Raw genomic sequence first — 20267 nt, 5'->3', positions numbered from 1 at the left:
TTCAGATTTCCTCCGGCAGTCCGGCGCGTTTGGACAGTGACTGGTTGAGATAGCGGCGGTCGCCCGTCACCTCGCGGCCGAGCCAGTCGGGCAGCGGCGGCTCGGCATTTTCGTCCGGCAGTTCCACCTCGGCGACGATCAGGCCATCATGATCACCGTGAAAAACATCAATTTCATAAGTAAAAGCGCCGCGCTCGACCTTGTAGCGGGTCTTGTCGATGACGATCCCGGTTGCATGGGTGAGCATCTGGCGGGCATCATCCAGCGGCACGTCATATTCGAATTCGTCGCGCGCAAAGGTGCCGCCGCCGAATTTCAGCGTGAGCCTGGCCGCTTTGCCGTCGAAAAGGCGGATCCGCACGGATCGGTCGCGGCCCCCGGCCAGATAGGCCTGGGTGAGTCGCACGCCGTCATCCGCTTCCTTTTCCCAATCCGCATTGCGAATAAGGAATTTGCGCTCAATTTCCCTGGCCATTTCCACTCCCTGCCATCAAACCGGCATACTGCTTGTGATTAATCGAGATCAAACTGGCATAACAAAAACAAGATACAAGTGCCGTGATGTCGCTTAAGGCTCGACTTGATTGAAGCGGCACGTTATTCCACGAGGTGAGGCATTGCCGCGTTGCTCCCAGACCGGCGCTTGCCACGCCCCATTCTCGCTTGTTTCCGGCGGGCAGGCCGAATGTTCTGTCACCGGAAGCAGTTGCGTCTAACCGGTTAATGAGGACTGACCGACCATGGAAGCAAAAACCCAATCCCTCCTCTCCGTTCTGACGGCACAGCCGGTGGTCCCGGTCCTGATCGTCGAAGAGGTCGCTCATGCGGTGCCGCTGGCCCGCGCGCTCGTCGAAGGCGGGCTGAAGGCGCTGGAAATCACCCTGCGCACGCCGGCTGCCCTTGATGTCATCAAGGCGATGTCGGAAGAGATCGAAGGTGCCGTCATCGGTGCCGGCACCATCCTTTCGGCCAAGGATTATGAAGCCGCCGTCAAGGCCGGCTCCAAATTCATCGTGTCGCCCGGCGTCAACGGCGAGATCCTGGACGCTGCCGATGACAGCGAAATCCCGCTTCTTCCCGGCACGGCAACGGCCAGCGAAATGCTGACGCTGCGCGAAGAAGGCTATCGTCTGATGAAGTTCTTCCCCGCCGAACAGGCTGGCGGCGCTCCCTATCTCAAGGCCCTGTCGTCGCCGCTCGCGGATCTGAAATTCTGCCCGACCGGCGGTGTTTCGCCGCAGAATGCCATGGACTATCTGAAGCTGCCCAACGTCATCTGCGTCGGCGGTTCCTGGGTGGCTCCTAAGGATCTGGTGGCCAAGGGCGACTGGGACGGCATCAAGGCGCTGGCCAAGGAAGCCTGCGACACGCTGAAGAAGTAAGTGGTTTTCGATGCGGGCGCCCGTTGTGGCGCCCGCATTGTCTTTTGATGGCTGAAGCGAGGACTGGTGATGACGGATCTGAAGGATTTTGCCCCGCGGCTGCGACCGCAGCCGATCACCCAGCGCGGCCTTCACGTGACGCTGACGCCTTGGCATGGGCCGGATCATGCCGAGGGTCTGTGGCAGGCGCTGGGCGGCTCGCCCGAGGCCGTCAACACGCTGCTGCGCTATTTTCCCGCCCATGATTTTCGCAATGCCAGTGATTTCCATGACTGGCTTGACGGCCACAACAGTGCCGGAGACTGGATCACCCGCGTCTTCAAGCGCGCCGGCAGCGAAGAAATTGTCGGCATGGCGAGCTATATGCGCATCGATCCCAAAAATGGTTCGATCGAGGTCGGTTCCGTCGCCCATGGTCTGGCGATGAAGCGCAGCGCCATGGCGACCGAAGCCCATTATCTGATGGCGCATCACATTTTCGATGATCTCGGCTATCGCCGTTATGAGTGGAAATGTCACAATGAGAACCAGCCGAGCAGCGCGGCAGCGAAAAGGCTTGGCTTTTCCTTTGAGGGCGTGTTTCGCCAGCACATGATTTCGCGCGGTGAAAACCGTGACACGGCCTGGTTCTCGATCATCGACAGCGAATGGCCGGCGCGGCGCTCAGCCTTTGAAGCCTGGCTCAATCCGGATAATTTCGACGCGACCGGCCAGCAAAAGCGTGATCTTGTGGCATTGCGGGGCGGGGATGGCGCATAAGGACACCCAGCGCTCCAGCCTGGTTGCCGCCGGTATCATTCTCACCGTCATGGTGATCGGCGGCCTGTTCCTGCCGGAAGTGGTCAATTTCCTCGGTGGGATCTCGCCCTTTTTAGGCTTTGGCTTTGGCGTGCTTTTCGTTCTGGCGCTGTTCATCATTTTCTGGCTCAGGGCCCGCTACCAGCGGCGCCACTGAGCCCGTATTCAAAGACCGAGATCCTGCCAGAGCGCATCGACGCGGTCTTTCACATCCCCGCTCATGGCAATCACCCGGCCCCATTCGCGCTCCGTCTCGGTGCCAATCTTGATGGTGGCATCAAGGCCGATCTTGCCGCCAAGGCCAGCCTTTGGCGAGGCGAAGTCGAGATAGTCGATCGGCGTATTGTCGATCAGCATCGTATCGCGCGAAGCGTCATAGCGGGTCACCAGCGCCCAGATCACATCCTTCCAGTCACGGATATCGATATCCGGATCGACGACGATGATCAGCTTGGTCATGTTGAACTGCGACAGCATCGACCATAGCGCCATCATCACGCGGCGTGCCTGGCCGGGATAACGCTTGTCGATGGACACGACGATGGCGCGATAAGAGCAGGCCTCGGCCGGCAGGTGAATATCGAGGATTTCCGGCACCTGCTGTTTGACCAGCGGCACGAAAAGCTCGTTCATCGCCTCGCCCAGCACGGAAGGCTCATCCGGCGGCCGGCCGGTATAGGTCGAAAGATAGACCGGTTTCTTGCGCATGGTGATCGCCGAAACGGTAAAGATCGGGAAGCGCTCGATGGCGTTATAATAGCCGGTATGGTCGCCATAGGGACCTTCATCGGCCTCCTCCGTCACCGAAACCGTACCCTCCAGCACGATCTCGGCATTGGCCGGCACGATCTGCGGCTGCGAGATCGCACGGGCGATACGTGCCTTGCGGCCTGACAGAACGCCGGAAAAATCAAGCTCGCTCATCTCTTCCGGCAATGGCATGACGGCTGACAATATCGTCGCGGGATCCGCGCCGATCGCGACCGTGACCGGCATGTCCTGGCCCGCCTTCTGCCAGGAGCGGAAATGCTTGGCGCCGCCGCGCTGGGAAAGCCAACGCATGATCAGCCGGTTTTTGCCGAGCTTCTGCATGCGGTAGACGCCGACATTGATATCGTCCGGATCGTCATGATCGCTGGTGATCACCAGCGGCCAACTGACAAGCGGTGCCGGTTCACCCGGCCAGCACCACTGGATCGGCAGCCGCGAAAGATCGACGGCATCCCCCGTCAGCACCACCTCCTGGCAGGGCGGTCGGTTGTCCTGCTTCACGCCCAGCGCCAGAGCCGAGCGGATCAGCGGCAGGCTGTCAAAGGCTTCGCGCATCGAGGCGGGCGGCTGCGGTGCGCGCAATTGTCTGAGAAGCGTGGCGAGATCGCCGATATGACCGCTGGCGAGGCCAAAACCCCATTCAATCCGCTCTCGTGTGGCAAACAGATTGGTGATGACGGGAATCGCCGAAACATTGCCGTCAGCATCAACCGGCTGCTCGAAGAAGAGGGCCGGGCCGCCTGCGTGAAGGACGCGGCGGCTGATTTCGGTGATCTCGTGAACCAGGGAAACGGGTCTGGCGATACGCTTCAGCCGGCCCCGTTTCTCAAGCGTTGCAAGAAAGTCCTGAAGGCTGTCATAGCGGCGGGGCGGGGCGTCGTTTTTCATGGCCAAGCCTTGGCGTGCACAAAAGGGCAAGTCTTTGCGCTAGCTCAAATCGCAAGGCCACGGCTGCCGATAGTTTGCGGCTATGGAAGTTTAGCGAAAGACAAGAACGATGAGATTACCGCCTGCTATTGCTATCCCGTTCGATCTCGTGCCCATCGCCCTGGCGGAGCGGACGGCAAATATGCTGCTGCACCGGCTGATGCGCAAGCATCCGGCCCTGTTTGAACGCCTTGGTGAACACAAGGCCAAGGCCTATGCCTTCCGGCCGGTCGACCTGCCCTTCACATTTGTGATTTCCCCTGCGGCGGAAGAGGTAACGGTGCTTCGATCGGACGCCGATATCCACGCCGATGCCACGGTCGAAGGCCCCTTCTTCATTCTGCTGGCGCTGATGGAAGGCCGGCTGGATGGCGATGCGCTGTTTTTCTCGCGCGATCTTTCCGTTTCGGGCGATATGGAAGCGACGCTGGCGCTCAGAAACGCGCTTGATGATTGCGAAATCGATCTGCCGAGCGATCTGGCACCGCTTGCCGGTCCGTTTGCGCCGCTCGTCGCCCACACCGCTGCACGGATTCGCGGCAAGGTTCTGTTTGAGGAGCCGCACGCATGGAACTGATCTGCCCGGCCGGCACGCCGTCGGCTTTCCGCGCCGCCGTGGAGGCTGGCGCGGATGCGGTCTATTGCGGCTTTCGCGACGAGACCAATGCCCGCAACTTCCCCGGCCTCAATTTCTCCCGCGAGGAGCTGAAAGAGGCGATTGCCTACGCCCACAAGAACAATGTGAAGGTGCTGGTGGCACTGAACACCTTCATGCGTGCCGGTGATGAGGAGATCTGGTATCGCGGCGCCGCCGATGCAGTGGCCGCCGGCGCTGATGCGCTGATTCTCGCCGATTTCGGCCTGATGGCCCATGTTGCGGAAAAATACCCTGAACAGCGCCTGCATGTTTCCGTGCAGGCATCGGCCTCCAACCCGGATGCGATCAATTTCCTTGTCGATGCCTTCAATGCCCAGCGTGTCGTGCTGCCGCGCACACTGACGATTGCCGATATTGCCCGGATCGGCAAGGCGGTGGAATGCGAGATTGAGGTCTTCGTTTTCGGCGGCCTCTGCGTCATGGCGGAAGGGCGCTGCGCGCTTTCTTCCTATGCGACTGGAAAATCGCCGAACATGAACGGCGTCTGCTCGCCTGCAAGCCATGTGCGCTACCGCCGCGAAGGCAATGACATGGTCTCCGAGCTTGGCGGCTACACGATCAACCGTTTCGGCGATGGCGAGGCTGCTGGCTATCCGACGCTGTGCAAGGGCCGTTTCGATATTGGTGAAGCCTGCGGCTATGCGTTTGAGGATCCGGTGTCACTTGATGTTATGAGCGAGATCGATGCGCTCAGGGCCGCCGGGGTTTCGGCGCTGAAGATCGAGGGGCGTCAGCGCGGCAAGGCCTATGTGGCCGAGGTGGTCTCGACGCTGAAAAAGGCACTCGATGCCGAACCTGAAGCACGGGCAGCCCTTCTGTCCCGGCTGAAGGGGCTTTCCGAAGGGGGCAAGACGACCTCCGGCGCTTACGAGAAAAAGTGGAGGTAACCCATGGCTGATGCAAAACTGACGCTGGGACCGGTCTATGCGCTGTGGGACGGGCCCAAGTGGCGGGACTTCTATTTCCGCATTGCCGATGAAGCGCCGGTCGACCGTGTCGTCGTCGGCGAGACGGTCTGCTCCAAGCGCCAGCACTTCACCGAGCCGCATCTGGCCGAGGTGATCGAGCGGCTGGAGGCTGCCGGCAAGGAGGTGATCATCTCCACCTATGCGCTGGTGACGCTGCCGCGCGAGATCAAGCAGGTGCGTGAAACGGCGGAAGGCTCGCCTTATCCCGTCGAGGCCAATGATCTGTCGGCGCTCAATTTTCTTAAAGACCGTCCGCATACCGTCGGGCCGCTGGTCAATGTCTATAATGCGCCGACAGCACGTGTGCTGAAATCGCGTGGTGCCACAGCGATCTGTCTGCCGCCGGAACTGCCGCTGACATCTATCGAAGCGATCGCTACGGGTAATCCTGGTGTTGAGCTTGAGGTCTTTGCCTTCGGCCGCATGCCGCTGGCGATTTCGGCCCGCTGCGCCCATGCCCGCTCCAAGGGCAAGATCAAGGATAATTGCCAGTTCGTCTGTGGTGATGACCCCGACGGGCTGGCGGTGAAAACCCTCGATCATCAACCTTTTCTGGTGCTGAACGGTGTGCAGACCGTGTCCCACACCTGCCAGTCGCTGGTCGGAGAACTCGGCGCGCTTCAGACGGCCGGCATTTCCCGCTTCCGTCTGTCGCCGCAGGATTGCGACATGGTGGCGGTGGCGCTGACCTATCGTGCCGTGCTTGATGGCAAGCTTTCGGCAGAGAATGCACTCGCGGAATTAAAGGCGATTTATCCCGCCGCCCCGCTTTCCAACGGCTTTCTGCATGGCCGGGAAGGCGCTGCCTATATTGCGGCTGCCCGCAGCGCCTGACTTGATCAGGACGCGGCGACTGAGGCTGCAAACAGGGTCAGGCCGATCATCAGCACGAAAAGCGCGCCGAGGATCTCGATGGCGTGGCCGACAAAGGCGCCACGCCCGCTCCCGCCACCTGCAAGCCTGACGGCGAGGCCCTTGAAAGAGACCGCGATGATGGCGAGCACGGAAACGGTGATGGCCGTGCCGATCGCCATGGCAAAGACCGAGGCAATGCCGCCAAGGACGAGGCCGTTGAGAATGGCGAAGGTGAGCACGATCAGCGCGCCGGAACAGGGGCGCATCCCGATCGCCAGAATGGCCGATCCTGCTGCCTTCCAGTCCATGCGGTTTCCGGCAAGGTCCGCCGGCATCGGCATGTGGATATGGCCGCAGCCGCAATCAGGCCCGTGGATGTGATTGGGATCCGGGTGGGGGGTGATTTCTTCAGCCTGAAAGCGCATCGCACCGGGTTCTTGCCGCCCGGATGCGCTGCTGACCGCCATGGCGGGCATGGCAGGCGCTGCCGTCTCTGTCAGCGGGATGGCCCTCGCGCGCCCGGCAAAAATCGCACGGGTCTTGGAAAACAACAGCCAGGCGCCGAAGGCGGCAACCAGAAGAAAACTGGCTTTTTCCATATAGAGCGTTGCGTCTCGCATCGAAACGGAAGTGCCGCGCAGCACGAAATAGGCGGTACCAACCAGCAGAATGGCCGAAACGGCCTGTGCCAGAGAGGCCAGGATAGCCACGCCGATACCGCGTTTCAGCTGCTTTTCATTGGCAATCAGATAGGACGAGATCACCGCCTTGCCATGACCGGGACCGGCAGCGTGAAACACGCCATAGGCAAATGAGAGACCGATCAGAATAAGGACCTTGAACGGATCGTCACGCATCGCCTTCAAAGCGGCGGTGAGCGCGTGATAGAAGCGCTGCTGATACTGATTGATGATGATCAGCAGATGTTCCAGCGGAGCGAAGGAGGATGAAAAAGACGGCTCCGCCGTGCCGATGCCAAGCGGCGTCGTCTGGGCCTGGGCAATGGTGGCACCCGCCACAAAGGCAATGAAGAGCAGGCCGAGCCAGAGACTGAATTTGGCTAGCCGCATTGTATGTCCAGCTGGGTTGCGAAAAGTTTGCTCATATCGGTCGGATCGGAGAAAAAGGCTGCTGTCAGCGCGTTCTTGTTTTCGGAGATCACCTTGTCGGGGTCGGGGCGCACGACTTCGGTCTTGCAGGCCTTGAAGCCATCGCCCATGGTGACGATGTCGCTGTCATGGTGAAAATTGAAGGAGGTATAGAGTGTCGGGTCATAGACACCAATGGTCAGATGCCCTTTCAATTTCAGCGGTTTTTCCGGCTCGGCGGAAAAGAACAGCAGCAGCTGACCATCCTTCATATCGGCATGGATAACGTCTGGCGTCTTCAGCTTCACCGTTTCGCCATTGTCAGTGATCTGGGTGTAGAAATCATATTCCTTGAGCGAATCGCGCACCGTCTTGCCGATATCGGTCAGCTCGTCACCGGTCAGCTGGTTATCCATATTGGTGTCGTAATCCATGATCACGGACGAGGAGAAGAACTCGTCGAAACGCCAGACATTGTGCAGTTCGGTGATATTGCCCTTGTCGTCGGAGACGACCTCAAGCCTTGCATCGACAAAGACATGCGGATGCGCAAGCGCTTGAGCGGCAGGCAGGAAAAACAGGCAGGAAAGCGCGGCTGGCCATCTGGCGTTCATTGGGGCGGTGTCCGTTGTCGCGGCTGTTTCAGGATTGCCGGACCCTGAAACGGGATTGAGTCAAAAAAACGCCGAAACTGGCCGAAAAGTGGATCCTGGCATCAATTGCCGGCGTCAAGCCGCATAATACCATCCGGTAGCCAGCCGGTCTCGCCTTCCCGACTGCGGCAAAAAAGATAGCCGCCCTCGCTGAAGATGAGTGCCAGCCGGTCACCGGAGGCTACCGACAGTTCGATTGCGTTGTAATCGCGGATGGCAATGCGGCGGCTGCCGTCTTGCCTAAGCCAGCTTTCTGGTACCCAGCCCTCGCGCCCGTCATCGCCACGGCACCAGAGCCAGCCTTCAATATCCGTCTCTTTTCCGCCGATCGGCAGGGCGGCCTCACCGGCCTTTAGTACGATGGGGTCGTCATAGAAACGCTGATAGGACTTTGTGGCGATGACGAAAGTGCCGTCCGGGAAAATGTAATGCATCGCCGTTCAGTCAATATGGTCGCGGAACCACTTTGTCAGATAGTCGACAAAGGAGCGCACCTTGACCGGCAGATAACGGCGATGGGGAAAGATCGCATAGATACCCGCGCCCGGCGGCAGATCGTCGTCAAAGATCGAGACGAGGCGGCCATCTTCCAGCGCCTGGCGGGCGACGAAATCCGGAATCAGCGCAACGCCGAGGCCGGCAAGGGCCGCGCGCATGGTTGCGATCGGCGAATTGACCTCGATCGGCCCGCGGATCGGCACGGAATAGAGTGTGCCATCTTCATTGCGGAAGCGGATTGAGGAATAGGATTTCGGATTGGTGTCAACGATGAAGGAGACATGGGCCAGATCGGCTGGTTTCTTCAGCGGCTGTTCCAGACCTTCAAGAAAGGCAGGAGAAGCGCAGATGCGATTGACCGAGTCGGCAAGCTTGCGGGCGATCAGCGCCGAATCTTCCAGCCGGGTGATGCGGATGGCGACATCATAACCTTCCTCCACCAGGTCGACGAAGCGGTCTTCCGCGACAATTTCCAGTGTCACATCGGGATGTTCGCTGGAAAAATCGATCAGCGACTGACCGATCGGTGCATCAACGAAAGTGCGCGGCACGGAGATTTTCAGCCGTCCGCGCAGGTCTGTATTATTGGCGCGCACCGAGTCGGAGAGGTTGTCGATCTCCTGCAGAATATCCGCGGCGCTGCGGAAATAGATATGGCCGGCCTCGGTGAGGGCAAACTGGCGTGTGGTGCGGTTGAGGAGAAGCGCACCGAGATCGTCCTCCAGCTCCCGCACATATTTGGAGAGAAGCGCCTTGGAGCGCCCGGTTTTGCGGGCGGCGGCGGAAAAGCCTTCCGCCTCCACCACATCGATGAAGGCACGCATGCGTGTCAGTGTGTCCATGGCCGCTCGCTGTCGCTTTCAAAAAAATGTTTGTTCTTTGTCAAACGGATAGCACAGATGATCGCCTGCGCGTGCGGATTTTACAACCTGCCCACTTGATTTTGCGGTCCTGTTTGCATAAATCTCCGCTTGCCCAAAGTCGCGCGTGCCTGTGGGTGTCCGCCGACCCTCGAAATGGCGAGGATCTCGGTAAGGTACCTGGAACTAACCCCTCCAGTCGCTTCCCCGGCCAACCGGTCAAGCGAGGACATCTTGAAGCAACGACGGTGCGGGCCTTTCTGGTGTCTCCCTGCTTTCCATCCGCAGGGGTACTGAAGAGGCACATACCATCATTGCCGGAAGTGCGGTCGGGTTATCCCTCCAATCCAAGGCAGACAAAGCCGGACTCGTCTCAACAAGACAGGTCCATCCGTCTGGCGTTAGCCGTAACCGATCTCCGGGGTCTCCACCGGCCGGGATCGTGAGCGTGTCGATGCGCCCTTTGTCCATCCGGTTTATCCGGATATCGCTTCTGAGAAGGGGTTATCAGCATGACCACCGCCCGTATTGCAGAATTCTTCAAGACCCAGCGCCCCGAAGGCCCCTGCCTCGTTGTCGATCTCGACGTTGTTCGCGACAATTATCAGGCCTTCCGCCACGCGCTTCCCGATAGCTCGATCTATTATGCCGTCAAGGCCAATCCGGCACCTGAAATCCTGTCGCTGCTCGCCGGTCTCGGCTCGAACTTCGACTGCGCTTCGGTTGTTGAAATCCAGATGGCGCTTGCCGCCGGTGCCGATGCGACCCGCATTTCCTACGGCAACACCATCAAGAAGGAGCGCGATATTGCCCGCGCTTACGAGCTTGGCGTCAATCTCTTTGCTGTCGATTGCCATGAGGAAGTTGAAAAGATCGCCCGCGCCGCGCCCGGCGCCCGCGTGTTCTGCCGCGTTCTGACCGATGGTGAAGGCGCTGAATGGCCGCTGTCGCGCAAGTTCGGCTGCGTTCCGCCGATGGCGGTTGACGTGCTGGTCTATGCCCATCAGCTGGGCCTGGAAAGCTATGGCGTGTCCTTCCATGTCGGCTCGCAGATGACCAAGCTTGATGCCTGGGACGTGGCGCTCGGCGATGCCAAGCGTGTCTTCGCGCAGCTGGCCAAGCAGGGTATCTACCTCAAGATGGTCAATATGGGCGGCGGTTTCCCGACCAAGTATCTGCGCGATGTTCCTTCCGCAGAGGCTTATGGCAAGGCGATCTTCGCGGCTCTGACCCGTCATTTCGGCAACCAGATTCCGAAGACCATCATCGAGCCCGGCCGCGGCATGGTTGGTAATGCCGGTGTCGTCAAGGCCGAGGTTGTTCTGGTGTCGAAGAAGTCGGATGACGATCAGCACCGATGGATCTTCCTCGATATCGGCAAGTTCGGCGGTCTCGCTGAAACCATGGACGAAGCGATCCGCTATCCGATCCGCACGGAACGCGACAGCGATGAGATGGAGCCCTGCGTCATTGCCGGTCCGACCTGCGACAGCGCTGATGTCCTTTATGAAAAGAACATGTATCCGCTGCCGATCACGCTGACGGTGGGTGACGAGGTTCTGATCGAAGGCACGGGCGCCTATACCACGACCTATGCCTCGGTCGCCTTCAACGGTTTCGAGCCGCTGCGGTCTTATGTGATCTGAACCGGCTCTCCGGCACAATTCGTCATGATGCGCGGCTTTTGCGGCCGCGCTCGTTTCGCCACGCAGCGGCAACGGCCCGCTGCGCCTATTCTGGTCCTTCGCATACCTATTGGGGGACAACGACATGACTGACGTCATTGGTGAAATCCGCGCCCTGTTTGCTGCGCCGTCTTTTGTAATCGATGCGGAAACCCCGCGTGATGTCGCGGTTCGCGAAAACCTGCTTGATCGCGCCATGGGTGAAAACCGCAAGAAGAAATCCTCGGAAAAGATCCGTCGCGGCCGCTTGCCGGCCGATGGTCTTGCTCTTGTTGCCCGTGACGAAAACGGCCTTGTCATCGGAACCGTGCGGCTCTGGCATGTTGATGCCGGCGTTTCGGCCGAGGGAAACGGCGTTCCGGCCCTGCTTCTCGGGCCGCTTGCGGTTGATCCGCGCGCGGAGGGTAAGGGTATCGGTGCGGCACTGATGCGCGCAGCCATCAAGGCGGCGGAGAAGCGCGGCCATGGCGCAATCCTTTTGGTGGGAGACCCGGAATATTACGAGCGCTTCGGGTTTTCTGCGGACAAGGCACAGCATCTCGTCATGCCGGGGCCGTTTGAGCGCCGCCGGTTCCTTGGGCTGGAGCTGAAGCGTGACTGGCTGACGGGAGCAGCCGGTGTCATCGTGCCGACTGGGGCGAAAGTGCGGGCTGTCAAGCTGCGCCGCGCCGCCTGAGCGCTTAGGGCGCCGTGCATCCATTCGGATGCACCAAGGACGCTCTAACTTATTGAATCTACGCATCGTTCTTTTCGAAAATCGATTCCGATTTTCGAGCCGATGCGCTAGGCCTTGCAGGATATCCATTCTGTGGCTGGGGCAAAATTTGCCAATGAAAAAGCCCTCATGGCCATGCCGTGAGGGCTTTTTTTGACAGGGGCTTGCCGGCCTCGATTATCAGCGTGGCTTGCGTCGGTCGCTGACGGGCTGATAGGCCAGTTTGGCATGGTAGCTGCAATATGGCGAATTTTCAGGCGATTCACAGCCGCAGAAATAGAAGTCTTCCTGGGTCGGGTCGCCAACCGGCCATTTGCAGGTCCGTTCGGTCAGTTCGGTCAGCGCAATCCGGCGCATGATCGGTACGACAACATTCTTGCGATCGACCTGGGTCTGGATTTCAGCAACCGCTTCAACCTCGAGGTCCTGCTTCAGCGCAGTCGCGCCTGCCGTGCGCGGTGCCGACTGGGCCGCCATGCTGGCGCTTGCCTGGGCGGCAGTGCTGGTTGTCGTGGTGGTGCGGGTTGACGCGCGGCTGGCGAAATTGGGCGCGCGCGGCGGTGTGGTGTTGGCCTTGCTGGCCCGTGTTGGCTGTGCCGGCGCCGGAGCGCCACTCTTGGCGCGGCCCGGAAGGCTCAGGCGATGCACCTTGCCGATGACGGCATTACGGCTGACACCGCCCAGCTGGGCAGCGATCTGGCTGGCACTCAGCCCTTCGGACCACAGTTGTTTGAGTTTTTCGACACGCTCGTCTGTCCAGCTCATATAGTCCTCTCCGCGATTTGCGGGCGGAATCCCTCGCCGTGCTCCGCGGATGAAGTCCGTGAAACATGAAACTGGGGCTACTCGGGTAAAAAGATCCGCCGCTTGCAGTCGTTGTGGGCCTTAAAGTAGGCTCGTGGCGCAAGCGTGGCAAGGTTGGGCCGAATCACGATGATTCGTTTTTTCAGTTTTCCCCAACTTGATTGGTCAAGGGCGTAAATGCAAAAGATTCCAGCTCTCACGCGTCAGGTTCGGGTTTTGTTGACATGGCGGGCGAAAAAGCCAATATAGTGTCGCCGCCTGTCAAGGCGGCATTTTTACTTTTTGGAGCGGGCGCAGTCTGTCACTCCGCTCCTGTCCTCGCCGGGAGTTTGTAATAATGTCGAAGGCCTCGCCTCTCTATAATACCTTTGCTCGCATTCCGCTCAATTTCGAGCGAGGCGAGGGTGTCTGGCTGATCACCGACACGGGCGAGCGATATCTCGATTTTGCCGCCGGCATTGCCGTCAACTCGCTGGGCCATGCGCATCCGCATCTGGTTGAGGCATTAAAGAGCCAGGCCGAGAAGGTCTGGCACCTGTCGAACCTTTACACGGTTTCCGGACAGGAGACGCTGGCCGGACGGCTGACCCAGGCGACCTTTGCCGATCAGGTCTTCTTTGCCAATTCCGGCGCCGAGGCGATTGAATGCGCGATCAAGACCGCGCGCCGCTATCACTATGCCAAGGGACACCCGGAAAAGATTGACATCATCACCTTTGAGGGTGCCTTCCACGGCCGGACGCTGGCAACGATCGCCGCTGGCGGTCAGGCCAAGTATATGGAAGGCTTCGGGCCGAAGGCGCCGGGTTTCAGGCAGATCAAGGTCGGGGACATGGAGGCGCTGAAGGCGGCAATCACCGAAGAAACCGCCGCGTTCCTGATCGAGCCGGTTCAGGGCGAAGGCGGCATCAAGCCGATCGACAAGGGGTTTTTGAAAACCCTGCGCGATCTCGCCGACGAACATGATCTTCTGTTGATGTTCGATGAGGTTCAGTGCGGTATCGGCCGTACCGGCACGCTGTTTGCCTATGAGCAGACGGGCGTGATGCCGGATATCATGGCGATCGCCAAGGGCATTGGCGGCGGGTTTCCGCTGGCAGCCTGCCTGGCGACGGCAAATGCGGCTTCCGGCATGGTGCCGGGTGTTCACGGCACGACCTTTGGCGGCAATCCGCTGGCGATGGCTGTCGGCAATGCCGTGCTGGATGTGGTGCTTGGCGATGGCTTTCTCGCCCATGTGCGTCAGATGGGATTGCTGTTCCAGCAGGGGCTTGCCGCGATCAAGGATCGCTACCCGGATGTGATTGAGGAAATCCGCGGCGAGGGGCTGATGCTGGGCGTCAAGGCTAAAATACCGGCTGGCGAACTGGCGGTGGCGATGCGTGACCAGCATCTGCTGTCAGTGCCTGCCGGTGATAATGTGGTGCGTCTTCTGCCGCCGCTGACTGTGACCGCAGAGGAGGTGCGCGAGGGGCTGGCGCGCCTGGAAAAGGCTGCCGAGACCGTGCATGCCGCGCATGCTTCGCCCCAGCACGCAGAGTGAACAAGGACAAGGAATCCATGGCTGACCCAAGACATTTTCTCGATCTTTCGGCGGTGTCGAAAGCCTCGCTGCGCGGCATTCTCGATGATGCCGCCACGCGAAAGGCACGCCAGAAGGCGGGAACCGCCGACAAGCCGCTTGACGGCAAGGTTCTGGCAATGATCTTCGAGAAGCCCTCGACGCGAACCCGCGTTTCCTTCGATGTTGGCATGCGCCAGCTCGGCGGTGAGACGCTGGTGCTTTCGGGCAAGGACATGCAGCTCGGCCGCGCCGAGACGATCGGCGATACGGCCCAGGTTCTCTCGCGCTATGTCGATGCCATCATGATCCGCACCACCGATCACGCCCGCCTCCTGGAACTGGCCGAATATGCCACCGTGCCGGTGATCAACGGGCTGACCGATGCAACCCATCCCTGCCAGATCATGGCCGATCTGCAGACCTTTGAGGAACATCGCGGCCCGGTGGCCGGCAAGACGCTGGCCTGGACCGGTGATGGCAATAATGTGCTTCATTCGCTGGTTGAAGGGGCTGCGCGCTTCTCCTACCGGATGAATATCGCCGTGCCGAAGGGTTCAGAGCCGGAACAGCGCTACATCGACTGGGCGCGCGCCGAAGGAGCGGAAATCAATATCTTCGAAAGCGCCGACGAGGCGGTGAAGGGTGTCGACTGTGTGATCACCGATACCTGGGTGTCGATGAACCAGGAACACAAGGCCCGCGGCCATAATGTATTCCAGCCCTATCAGGTCAATCAGGCGCTGATGGAAAAAGCCTCACCCGATGCGCTGTTCATGCATTGCCTGCCGGCCCATCGCGGCGAGGAGGTGACCGACGAGGTGATCGACGGCAAGCAGTCCGTCGTCTTTGATGAGGCGGAAAACCGCCTTCATGCGCAAAAATCCGTTCTGGCCTGGTGCCTCGGCGCTTTCTGAGCCGGATAGGGACTGTCAACGGCATCGTGCAGAGCGGTGGTTTCAAAACCGCAACAGGCACATTACATAGGGGGCAATTCAAGACCCCCGACATTTCGGGCTGACCGGTTGCCGCCGGTTTGACCGGGCCTCAGGCTGCGGTTGAACGGACGGCCAAGCTGTGTCAGCCTTTCTCCACCAAGGAGCGTGAACACATGCAAGATATTGAAAGCCAGCTCGGCGAACTTGGCTTCGCCGGCGACGACATGGTTGTTCCGTTTCAGGTCGATGCACTGGATGTGCGCGGCCGCACGGTTCAGCTCGGCCCCCTGCTCGACACGATGCTGTCCCGCCATGATTATCCGGAGCCGGTTGCGCGGCTTCTGGCGGAAATGGTGGTTCTGACGGCGCTGATCGGCACGTCGTTGAAATTCAGCGGCAAATTCACCGCCCAGACCAAGAGCGATGGTCCGGTCGATCTGCTGGTCGCCGATTTCTCCACACCGGATGCGCTGCGTGCCTATGCCCGCTATGATGACGAAAAGCTGGCGGCGGCCGTTGCAGCGGATGAAACCGCGCCCGAGCAGCTGCTCGGCAAGGGCTTTTTGGCGCTGACCATTGATCAGGGCAATTTCATGCAGCCCTATCAGGGTATTGTCGAACTGGATGGCCGTTCGCTTGATGAGATTGCCACCGGCTATTTCCGTCAGTCGGAGCAGATCCCGACCACGGTCAAGCTCGGTGTCGCCAAGCTTTTCGCCCGCGAGGGTGATCAGACCAGGGAGACCTGGCGTGCCGGCGGGCTTGTCGCCCAGTTTCTGCCGGAAGAGCCGGAACGGATGCGCCAGCCTGATCTGCATGGCGGTGACGGCGATGACGGACAGTTCTCGCATGAACCCGACGATGCATGGACGGAAGCCAGCACGCTGGTCGAAACCATTGATGTCGATGAACTGACCGACCCGGCCGTGGGGGCCGAACGGCTGCTTTACCGGCTGTTTCACGAGCGCGGCGTGACGGTTTACCCGGCGCAGGCCGTTTATGATCGCTGCAGCTGCTCGCGCGGGCGCATTCTTGATGTCCTGAAGGGCTTTTCGGCCGAGGAGATCACAGAAAGCACCACTGATGGCAAAGTCACAGTGACCTGTGAGTTCTGCTCGACCAGCTATGAATACACGCCCGAGGAGATCGTGAACGCGATCAAGGCCTGAGATCGAACCCGACGGTTTGATTATAGTTGAATTGCATCGCCGCGCTCAGTATGTCTGATATCAACATGGGTACGGACATAAGGAGCGCGGCGCTTGTCTTTCAAGAAACATGGCGTTCACGGATTGGGAGCCGAGGGCTTTTGTGCGCTCAGGCGTTCCAGGCGTCATGCGGCCGGTGAAGATCCGGTCAAGCGCGCGCAGATCCTGAAAGGGGCGCAGCAGGTCTTTCTCCGCGTTGGTTTCGACGCTGCCAGCATGAATGACATCACCCGGGAGGCAGGTGTCTCCAAGGGCACCATCTATGTCTATTTTGAAAACAAGGAAATCCTGTTCCGCACCATGATCCTGGAGCGGAAACAGCAGATCTTTGCCGATCTGCGGACCGCGCTTGAGACTGAAGGCGATACGGAAACCATTCTGCACCGCTTTGCCGTGTCGCTGGCCGAGGGGCTGACACGTGATGACACGATCCGCGCCATGCGGATTGCCATTGGTGTCGCCGATCGTTTTCCGCATCTGGTGCGTGCCTTTTTCGGCGATACGCCGGACAATCTGATTGTCTCGCTTTCCGCCTATATCCGGGTCCGCATTGATGCCGGCGATCTCGAGATTGATGATGTCGACATTGCCGCCAAACAGTTCCTTGAACTCTGCAGCGGTCATATGTGGAAGATGCGGCTGTTCGGTCTGATGGAGGAAGAGCCGCCAGCCTGCGAGATCAACGCCATGGCGACGCGGGCTGTTCATATGTTCATGAGCTGCTACGGCGCCCGCCGTCCTCGCTGAGAGGCGGGTTTTCATGCCAGGCTTCCGTCAGTGACCGCCGCCGCTGGCGCCAGCTTCGGGTTTGCGCACGAAGATGATGCAGACGGTGAGAATGACGAACAGCACCGTCAGCGACGTGAAGACATCGATGAAAGCCAGAAGCCAGGCCTGCTGCGATACGGTTTCGTAAAGTTTGTAGATCGCGGCCAACTCGCCGTTCAGCCCATAGGCATCATAATTGTTCTGAAGCGTCGCCAGCCATTCCTTGGTTGCCGGCAGGGCAGCGTTCACGCTCTCGGCCAGACGGTCATAATGGAAGTCATCGCGGCTGGTCAGCATGGTGTTGATCAGCGCCAGACCAACGGCGCCGCCGAGATTGCGCGTCAGATTGAACAGGCCGGAAGCGTTTTTCACCTCCGATGGCTTTAGTGTGCCGAGCGCGATATTGGACACCGGCACCATGCACAGCATCAGCGCCATGCCGCGCCAGACCTGCGGCCAGAACAGTTCGTAATAATCCCAGTCGGCGGTGATATGCATCATCTGCCAGGTGGAGAAGGCAAACATGCCGAGCCCCACGGCCATGATGGCCCGGGCATCGAATTTCTGTGTCAGGATCCCGACAAAGGGCGCTGTCAGCATCATCGCAATGCCGGAGACGAACATGGTCTCGCCGATCATCAGCGCGTCATAGCCGCGAATGCGGGCCATATAGAGCGGGAAGAGATAGACGAGGCCATAAAGGCCGATGCCGATGGAAAACGAGAAGATCGAGCCGATGGCAAAGTTGATATTACCGAAGGCCTTGAGATCGACCACCGGAAATTTCGCCGTGAAGGCACGGATGAAGAAGAACACGCCGCCAATCGACATGGCGAGAAAGGCGTAGATGATTTCTTCGCTCTGGAACCAGTTCTTGGTATTGCCTTCCTCGAGGAAATATTCGAGCGAGCCGAGAAAGACCGCCATGGCGATCATGCCCCACCAGTCGAAGCGCTTCATCAGCGAGAATTCCGGCTTGTCGAAATCGATCAGCATCCAAGAGAAGATGGTGACGAGAATGCCGGGGACGACATTGATAAGGAACAGCCAGTGCCAGGACATGGCATCGACCAGATAGCCGCCGACCGTAGGCCCGATTGTCGGCGCCAGCGTTGCCACAAGGCCGACGATCGGGATGACTGCGGCGCGCTGGCGTTCAGGAAAGGCGGTGAAGGCGACCGAGAAGACTGCAGGCACCATGCCGCCGGACATGAAACCCTGCAGCGCGCGGTAGATGATCATCTGGTCGATATTGGTGGCGGTGGCGCATAGCGCCGAGCAGAGCGTGAAGGCGGCGGCGGAGACAGAAAAGATGATGCGGGTTGAAAAAATCCGGCCAAGCACACCCGATAGCGGGATCATGATCACTTCGGCGATCAGATAGGAGGTCTGCACCCAGGCGATCTGATCGGCACTGGCCGAAATGCCAGCCTGGATATCGGTCAGCGCCGAGGCGACGATCTGGATATCGAGGATCGCCATGAACATGCCGAAGGCCATGACGATAAAGGCCACGATACTGCGTGCGGTGACCTTGGGCTCGTCAGCCGGTGGCGCGCTGCCATCCATCGTCGCTGTATCTGCCATGATCTGCTCTTCCAGTTCAGCTGGTGGCCTGCGGTTGGGGGGACGGAATTTTTACGGCCGGGTGATCAGCGTCCGGCCGTTTCTCCAAGCGTGCCATGGGGCGCGGTGCGGCTGTCGGCTTCGACGATCACCGAAAGGCCAGCCTTCAGGAAGTCGCTATCGAGCACATCATCGGGAATGGAAATGCGGACCGGAATGCGCTGAACCACCTTGGTGAAGTTGCCCGTGGCATTTTGCGGCGGCAGAAGCGCGAATACGGAGCCGGTTGCCGGCGACAGGCTTTCCACCGTGCCGGTGAAATCATGTTCTGAGAAGGCATCGACCTTGACCTTCACCTTGGCGCCGATGCCGAGCTTGTCGATCTCGGTTTCCTTGAAATTGGCGACGATATAGAGCTGGTGGGTCGGTACCAGCGAGCCGAGGCGCGAGCCAGAGGAAACGAGGTCGCCGAGCTGAATGCTCTTGTTGCCGAACACGCCATCAAAGGGCGCGCGGATTTCGGTGAAGCCCAGATTGCGCTTGGCGAGATCAACGGCAAGCTGCAGCTCCTTCAGGGCGGCCTGCTGTTGGGCAAGCTGCGCCTGATAGGTGTTGATGCTGGCCTTGGCCACGGCCACGGCGGCATTGGCGGCGTCGACATTGGCTTTCAGCTGATCGAGGGCAGAGCGGGCATTGTCAAAGGCAGCAACGGTTGCCGCGCCCTTTTCCTTCAGCGTCGTCGCGCGGGTCAGCGCGGTCTTGGCATTGTCGATCTGCGGATCGAGTGCATTGCGATTGGCCTCAGCCTGCTGCAGCGTCGCCTTGGCACCTTCGATCTGTGCCTGGGTCGCCTGCATGGCGACCTGCTGTGCCGTCAGCTGTGCTTCCGCCTGGGACAGCGCGTTCTTGTAATCACCTTCGTCAATCTTCACCAGAAGGTCGCCCTTCTTGACCTCTTGATTGTTTGTGACCGGAACCTCGACGACATAGCCGGCGACCTTCGGCGCCATGACCGCAATATCGCCCTCGATAAAGGCGTCATCGGTGGAAACGATGAAACGGCCATTGGTCCACCAGTTCCAGCCAAACCAGGCAGCACCACCGACAAGGACAAGGCCGATCACTGCGAAGATGACCTTTCGCATGCCGCCGCCCTTGGCTTCCGTCTTCATGTCTTCGTCATTGCCGGCAGGATTGTCCATGATGCGAGGTCTTTCCGGAGTGCGGCCGCCTGGGCGGATCAAAAAATCGGTATGGTGGAATCCATTTCGAACCGTTGGGTTCGATTAGCTCTGCCTGCTATCGCGCGCCTTTGCAGATGTGTCAAGTCACCTGACCAAATTCACTTGCATGGTACATATGCATTGCGCTCGTGGCTGACAGAAAGCAGCCGGACCGGCACGTGCCGCCGCTTCAGCCCTGCGGCGTTGCCAATACGGGCCGAGAACCCCCGGTTTTAGCCGCTTTTCAGGCCTTGGCCTTGACGTTGACGGTTGAATGTGGCCTAAGGCTGGCCAGTGAAACTCCGCAAAATTGCGCGGTGAAAACCGAGGCGTGGAGCTTT

Annotated in this window: 21 protein-coding genes; 12 read left to right on the top strand and 9 right to left on the bottom strand. The window is 59.7% G+C overall.

All coding sequences use genetic code 11. The features are described from left to right. Nucleotide 1 precedes the first annotated feature (1 nt). Nucleotides 2–475: a CYTH domain-containing protein gene (locus FJU08_RS05820; protein WP_141148016.1), complete on the bottom strand. Its 474-nt coding sequence runs from the start codon at nucleotides 473–475 to the stop codon at nucleotides 2–4. 265 nt (nucleotides 476–740) lie between these two features. On the opposite strand from FJU08_RS05820, the gene FJU08_RS05815 reads away from it, so the two are divergent. The 3 genes from FJU08_RS05815 (at nucleotide 741) to FJU08_RS05805 (ending at nucleotide 2337) form a co-directional block, all read left to right on the top strand. Next, on the top strand, nucleotides 741–1382 hold the full coding sequence (locus FJU08_RS05815) for a 2-dehydro-3-deoxy-phosphogluconate aldolase (RefSeq protein ID WP_141148015.1): 642 nt from the start codon (nucleotides 741–743) through the stop codon (nucleotides 1380–1382). 69 nt (nucleotides 1383–1451) lie between these two features. Continuing rightward, nucleotides 1452–2141 carry a GNAT family N-acetyltransferase gene (locus tag FJU08_RS05810; protein ID WP_141148014.1) on the top strand — a complete coding sequence of 230 codons (690 nt, stop codon included), beginning with the start codon at nucleotides 1452–1454 and terminating at the stop codon, nucleotides 2139–2141. After that, entirely contained in the window at nucleotides 2131–2337 is a 207-nt protein-coding gene (locus FJU08_RS05805; RefSeq protein ID WP_141148013.1) for a hypothetical protein, read from the top strand. Before FJU08_RS05810 ends, FJU08_RS05805 begins: the two co-directional genes overlap by 11 nt. A gap of 8 nt (nucleotides 2338–2345) precedes the next feature. On the opposite strand, the gene FJU08_RS05800 is transcribed toward FJU08_RS05805, so the two are convergent. Beyond that, on the bottom strand, nucleotides 2346–3839 hold the full coding sequence (locus tag FJU08_RS05800) for a UbiD family decarboxylase (protein ID WP_141148012.1): 1494 nt from the start codon (nucleotides 3837–3839) through the stop codon (nucleotides 2346–2348). A 109-nt stretch (nucleotides 3840–3948) separates the two neighbouring features. Between FJU08_RS05800 and ubiT the strand changes: the two genes are divergently transcribed. The 3 genes from ubiT to ubiV are packed head-to-tail and all read left to right on the top strand — an operon-like array spanning nucleotide 3949 to nucleotide 6338. Beyond that, nucleotides 3949–4455, top strand: a complete 507-nt coding sequence (gene ubiT, locus FJU08_RS05795; protein ID WP_141148011.1) for a ubiquinone anaerobic biosynthesis accessory factor UbiT — start codon at nucleotides 3949–3951, stop codon at nucleotides 4453–4455. Continuing rightward, complete coding sequence (gene ubiU, locus FJU08_RS05790) at nucleotides 4446–5423, top strand: ubiquinone anaerobic biosynthesis protein UbiU (RefSeq protein ID WP_141148010.1); 978 nt, start codon at nucleotides 4446–4448, stop codon at nucleotides 5421–5423. The genes ubiT and ubiU overlap by 10 nt, the downstream gene beginning before the upstream one ends. 3 nt (nucleotides 5424–5426) lie before the next feature. Then, a complete protein-coding gene (gene ubiV, locus FJU08_RS05785; protein ID WP_141148009.1) occupies nucleotides 5427–6338 on the top strand; it encodes a ubiquinone anaerobic biosynthesis protein UbiV in 912 nt (303 codons plus the stop codon). Nucleotides 6339–6343: 5 nt separating this feature from the next. On the opposite strand, the gene FJU08_RS05780 is transcribed toward ubiV, so the two are convergent. The 4 genes from FJU08_RS05780 to FJU08_RS05765 form a co-directional block, all read right to left on the bottom strand. Next, entirely contained in the window at nucleotides 6344–7429 is a 1086-nt protein-coding gene (locus tag FJU08_RS05780; protein ID WP_141148008.1) for a nickel/cobalt transporter, read from the bottom strand. Further along, entirely contained in the window at nucleotides 7420–8061 is a 642-nt protein-coding gene (locus FJU08_RS05775) for a DUF1007 family protein (protein WP_141148007.1), read from the bottom strand. Before FJU08_RS05775 ends, FJU08_RS05780 begins: the two co-directional genes overlap by 10 nt. Nucleotides 8062–8162: 101 nt before the next feature. Continuing rightward, on the bottom strand, nucleotides 8163–8534 hold the full coding sequence (locus tag FJU08_RS05770; protein WP_141148006.1) for an SH3 domain-containing protein: 372 nt from the start codon (nucleotides 8532–8534) through the stop codon (nucleotides 8163–8165). Nucleotides 8535–8540: 6 nt separating this feature from the next. Beyond that, nucleotides 8541–9440: a LysR family transcriptional regulator gene (locus tag FJU08_RS05765; RefSeq protein ID WP_141148005.1), complete on the bottom strand. Its 900-nt coding sequence runs from the start codon at nucleotides 9438–9440 to the stop codon at nucleotides 8541–8543. A 530-nt stretch (nucleotides 9441–9970) separates the two neighbouring features. On the opposite strand from FJU08_RS05765, the gene odc2 reads away from it, so the two are divergent. Next, nucleotides 9971–11104: an ornithine/lysine decarboxylase gene (gene odc2 / locus FJU08_RS05760; RefSeq protein ID WP_141148004.1), complete on the top strand. Its 1134-nt coding sequence runs from the start codon at nucleotides 9971–9973 to the stop codon at nucleotides 11102–11104. Between the two features lie 124 nt (nucleotides 11105–11228). Further along, the gene (locus FJU08_RS05755; RefSeq protein WP_141148003.1) at nucleotides 11229–11819 is read left to right on the top strand and encodes a GNAT family N-acetyltransferase; all 591 of its coding nucleotides are present in this window, start codon (nucleotides 11229–11231) and stop codon (nucleotides 11817–11819) included. Nucleotides 11820–12038: 219 nt separating this feature from the next. Here the strand turns inward: FJU08_RS05755 and FJU08_RS05750 are convergent, their stop codons facing one another. Continuing rightward, nucleotides 12039–12623 carry a GcrA family cell cycle regulator gene (locus FJU08_RS05750; RefSeq protein WP_141148002.1) on the bottom strand — a complete coding sequence of 195 codons (585 nt, stop codon included), beginning with the start codon at nucleotides 12621–12623 and terminating at the stop codon, nucleotides 12039–12041. Nucleotides 12624–12999: 376 nt separating this feature from the next. On the opposite strand from FJU08_RS05750, the gene FJU08_RS05745 reads away from it, so the two are divergent. The 4 genes from FJU08_RS05745 (at nucleotide 13000) to FJU08_RS05730 (ending at nucleotide 17116) form a co-directional block, all read left to right on the top strand. Then, nucleotides 13000–14205 carry an aspartate aminotransferase family protein gene (locus tag FJU08_RS05745; RefSeq protein ID WP_181409758.1) on the top strand — a complete coding sequence of 402 codons (1206 nt, stop codon included), beginning with the start codon at nucleotides 13000–13002 and terminating at the stop codon, nucleotides 14203–14205. 17 nt (nucleotides 14206–14222) lie between these two features. Further along, a complete protein-coding gene (gene argF / locus FJU08_RS05740) occupies nucleotides 14223–15140 on the top strand; it encodes an ornithine carbamoyltransferase (RefSeq protein ID WP_141148000.1) in 918 nt (305 codons plus the stop codon). A 194-nt stretch (nucleotides 15141–15334) separates the two neighbouring features. After that, nucleotides 15335–16330 carry an Hsp33 family molecular chaperone gene (locus FJU08_RS05735; protein ID WP_141147999.1) on the top strand — a complete coding sequence of 332 codons (996 nt, stop codon included), beginning with the start codon at nucleotides 15335–15337 and terminating at the stop codon, nucleotides 16328–16330. Nucleotides 16331–16453: 123 nt separating this feature from the next. After that, the gene (locus FJU08_RS05730) at nucleotides 16454–17116 is read left to right on the top strand and encodes a TetR/AcrR family transcriptional regulator (protein WP_407943688.1); all 663 of its coding nucleotides are present in this window, start codon (nucleotides 16454–16456) and stop codon (nucleotides 17114–17116) included. A gap of 27 nt (nucleotides 17117–17143) precedes the next feature. Here FJU08_RS05730 and FJU08_RS05725 read toward each other — a convergent pair whose 3' ends face one another. Both FJU08_RS05725 and FJU08_RS05720 read right to left on the bottom strand, forming a co-directional pair. Further along, a complete protein-coding gene (locus FJU08_RS05725; protein WP_141147998.1) occupies nucleotides 17144–18724 on the bottom strand; it encodes a DHA2 family efflux MFS transporter permease subunit in 1581 nt (526 codons plus the stop codon). A gap of 65 nt (nucleotides 18725–18789) precedes the next feature. After that, nucleotides 18790–19905, bottom strand: a complete 1116-nt coding sequence (locus tag FJU08_RS05720) for an HlyD family secretion protein (RefSeq protein WP_181409757.1) — start codon at nucleotides 19903–19905, stop codon at nucleotides 18790–18792. Nucleotides 19906–20267: the final 362 nt, after the last annotated feature.

Origin of the sequence: Martelella alba (assembly GCF_006516955.1) — a bacterium.
GTDB classification, from domain to species: domain Bacteria; phylum Pseudomonadota; class Alphaproteobacteria; order Rhizobiales; family Rhizobiaceae; genus Martelella; species Martelella alba.
This window is presented reverse-complemented; position numbering and strand designations above follow the sequence as displayed.

Excerpts from the sequence above, each read along its gene's own strand:
- FJU08_RS05755 (WP_141148003.1), top strand. The coding sequence starts at position 11,229 with ATGACTGACGTCATTGGTGAAATCCGCGCCCTGTTTGCTGCGCCGTCT.
- FJU08_RS05765 (WP_141148005.1), bottom strand. The coding sequence starts at position 9,440 with ATGGACACACTGACACGCATGCGTGCCTTCATCGATGTGGTGGAGGCG.
- FJU08_RS05720 (WP_181409757.1), bottom strand. The coding sequence starts at position 19,905 with ATGGACAATCCTGCCGGCAATGACGAAGACATGAAGACGGAAGCCAAG.
- odc2 (WP_141148004.1), top strand. The coding sequence starts at position 9,971 with ATGACCACCGCCCGTATTGCAGAATTCTTCAAGACCCAGCGCCCCGAA.
- FJU08_RS05820 (WP_141148016.1), bottom strand. The coding sequence starts at position 475 with ATGGCCAGGGAAATTGAGCGCAAATTCCTTATTCGCAATGCGGATTGG.
- ubiV (WP_141148009.1), top strand. The coding sequence starts at position 5,427 with ATGGCTGATGCAAAACTGACGCTGGGACCGGTCTATGCGCTGTGGGAC.
- FJU08_RS05800 (WP_141148012.1), bottom strand. The coding sequence starts at position 3,839 with ATGAAAAACGACGCCCCGCCCCGCCGCTATGACAGCCTTCAGGACTTT.
- FJU08_RS05780 (WP_141148008.1), bottom strand. The coding sequence starts at position 7,429 with ATGCGGCTAGCCAAATTCAGTCTCTGGCTCGGCCTGCTCTTCATTGCC.
- FJU08_RS05805 (WP_141148013.1), top strand. The coding sequence starts at position 2,131 with ATGGCGCATAAGGACACCCAGCGCTCCAGCCTGGTTGCCGCCGGTATC.
- FJU08_RS05770 (WP_141148006.1), bottom strand. The coding sequence starts at position 8,534 with ATGCATTACATTTTCCCGGACGGCACTTTCGTCATCGCCACAAAGTCC.
- ubiU (WP_141148010.1), top strand. The coding sequence starts at position 4,446 with ATGGAACTGATCTGCCCGGCCGGCACGCCGTCGGCTTTCCGCGCCGCC.
- FJU08_RS05775 (WP_141148007.1), bottom strand. The coding sequence starts at position 8,061 with ATGAACGCCAGATGGCCAGCCGCGCTTTCCTGCCTGTTTTTCCTGCCT.
- FJU08_RS05815 (WP_141148015.1), top strand. The coding sequence starts at position 741 with ATGGAAGCAAAAACCCAATCCCTCCTCTCCGTTCTGACGGCACAGCCG.
- FJU08_RS05735 (WP_141147999.1), top strand. The coding sequence starts at position 15,335 with ATGCAAGATATTGAAAGCCAGCTCGGCGAACTTGGCTTCGCCGGCGAC.
- FJU08_RS05810 (WP_141148014.1), top strand. The coding sequence starts at position 1,452 with ATGACGGATCTGAAGGATTTTGCCCCGCGGCTGCGACCGCAGCCGATC.
- argF (WP_141148000.1), top strand. The coding sequence starts at position 14,223 with ATGGCTGACCCAAGACATTTTCTCGATCTTTCGGCGGTGTCGAAAGCC.
- FJU08_RS05750 (WP_141148002.1), bottom strand. The coding sequence starts at position 12,623 with ATGAGCTGGACAGACGAGCGTGTCGAAAAACTCAAACAACTGTGGTCC.
- FJU08_RS05745 (WP_181409758.1), top strand. The coding sequence starts at position 13,000 with ATGTCGAAGGCCTCGCCTCTCTATAATACCTTTGCTCGCATTCCGCTC.
- FJU08_RS05725 (WP_141147998.1), bottom strand. The coding sequence starts at position 18,724 with ATGGCAGATACAGCGACGATGGATGGCAGCGCGCCACCGGCTGACGAG.
- ubiT (WP_141148011.1), top strand. The coding sequence starts at position 3,949 with ATGAGATTACCGCCTGCTATTGCTATCCCGTTCGATCTCGTGCCCATC.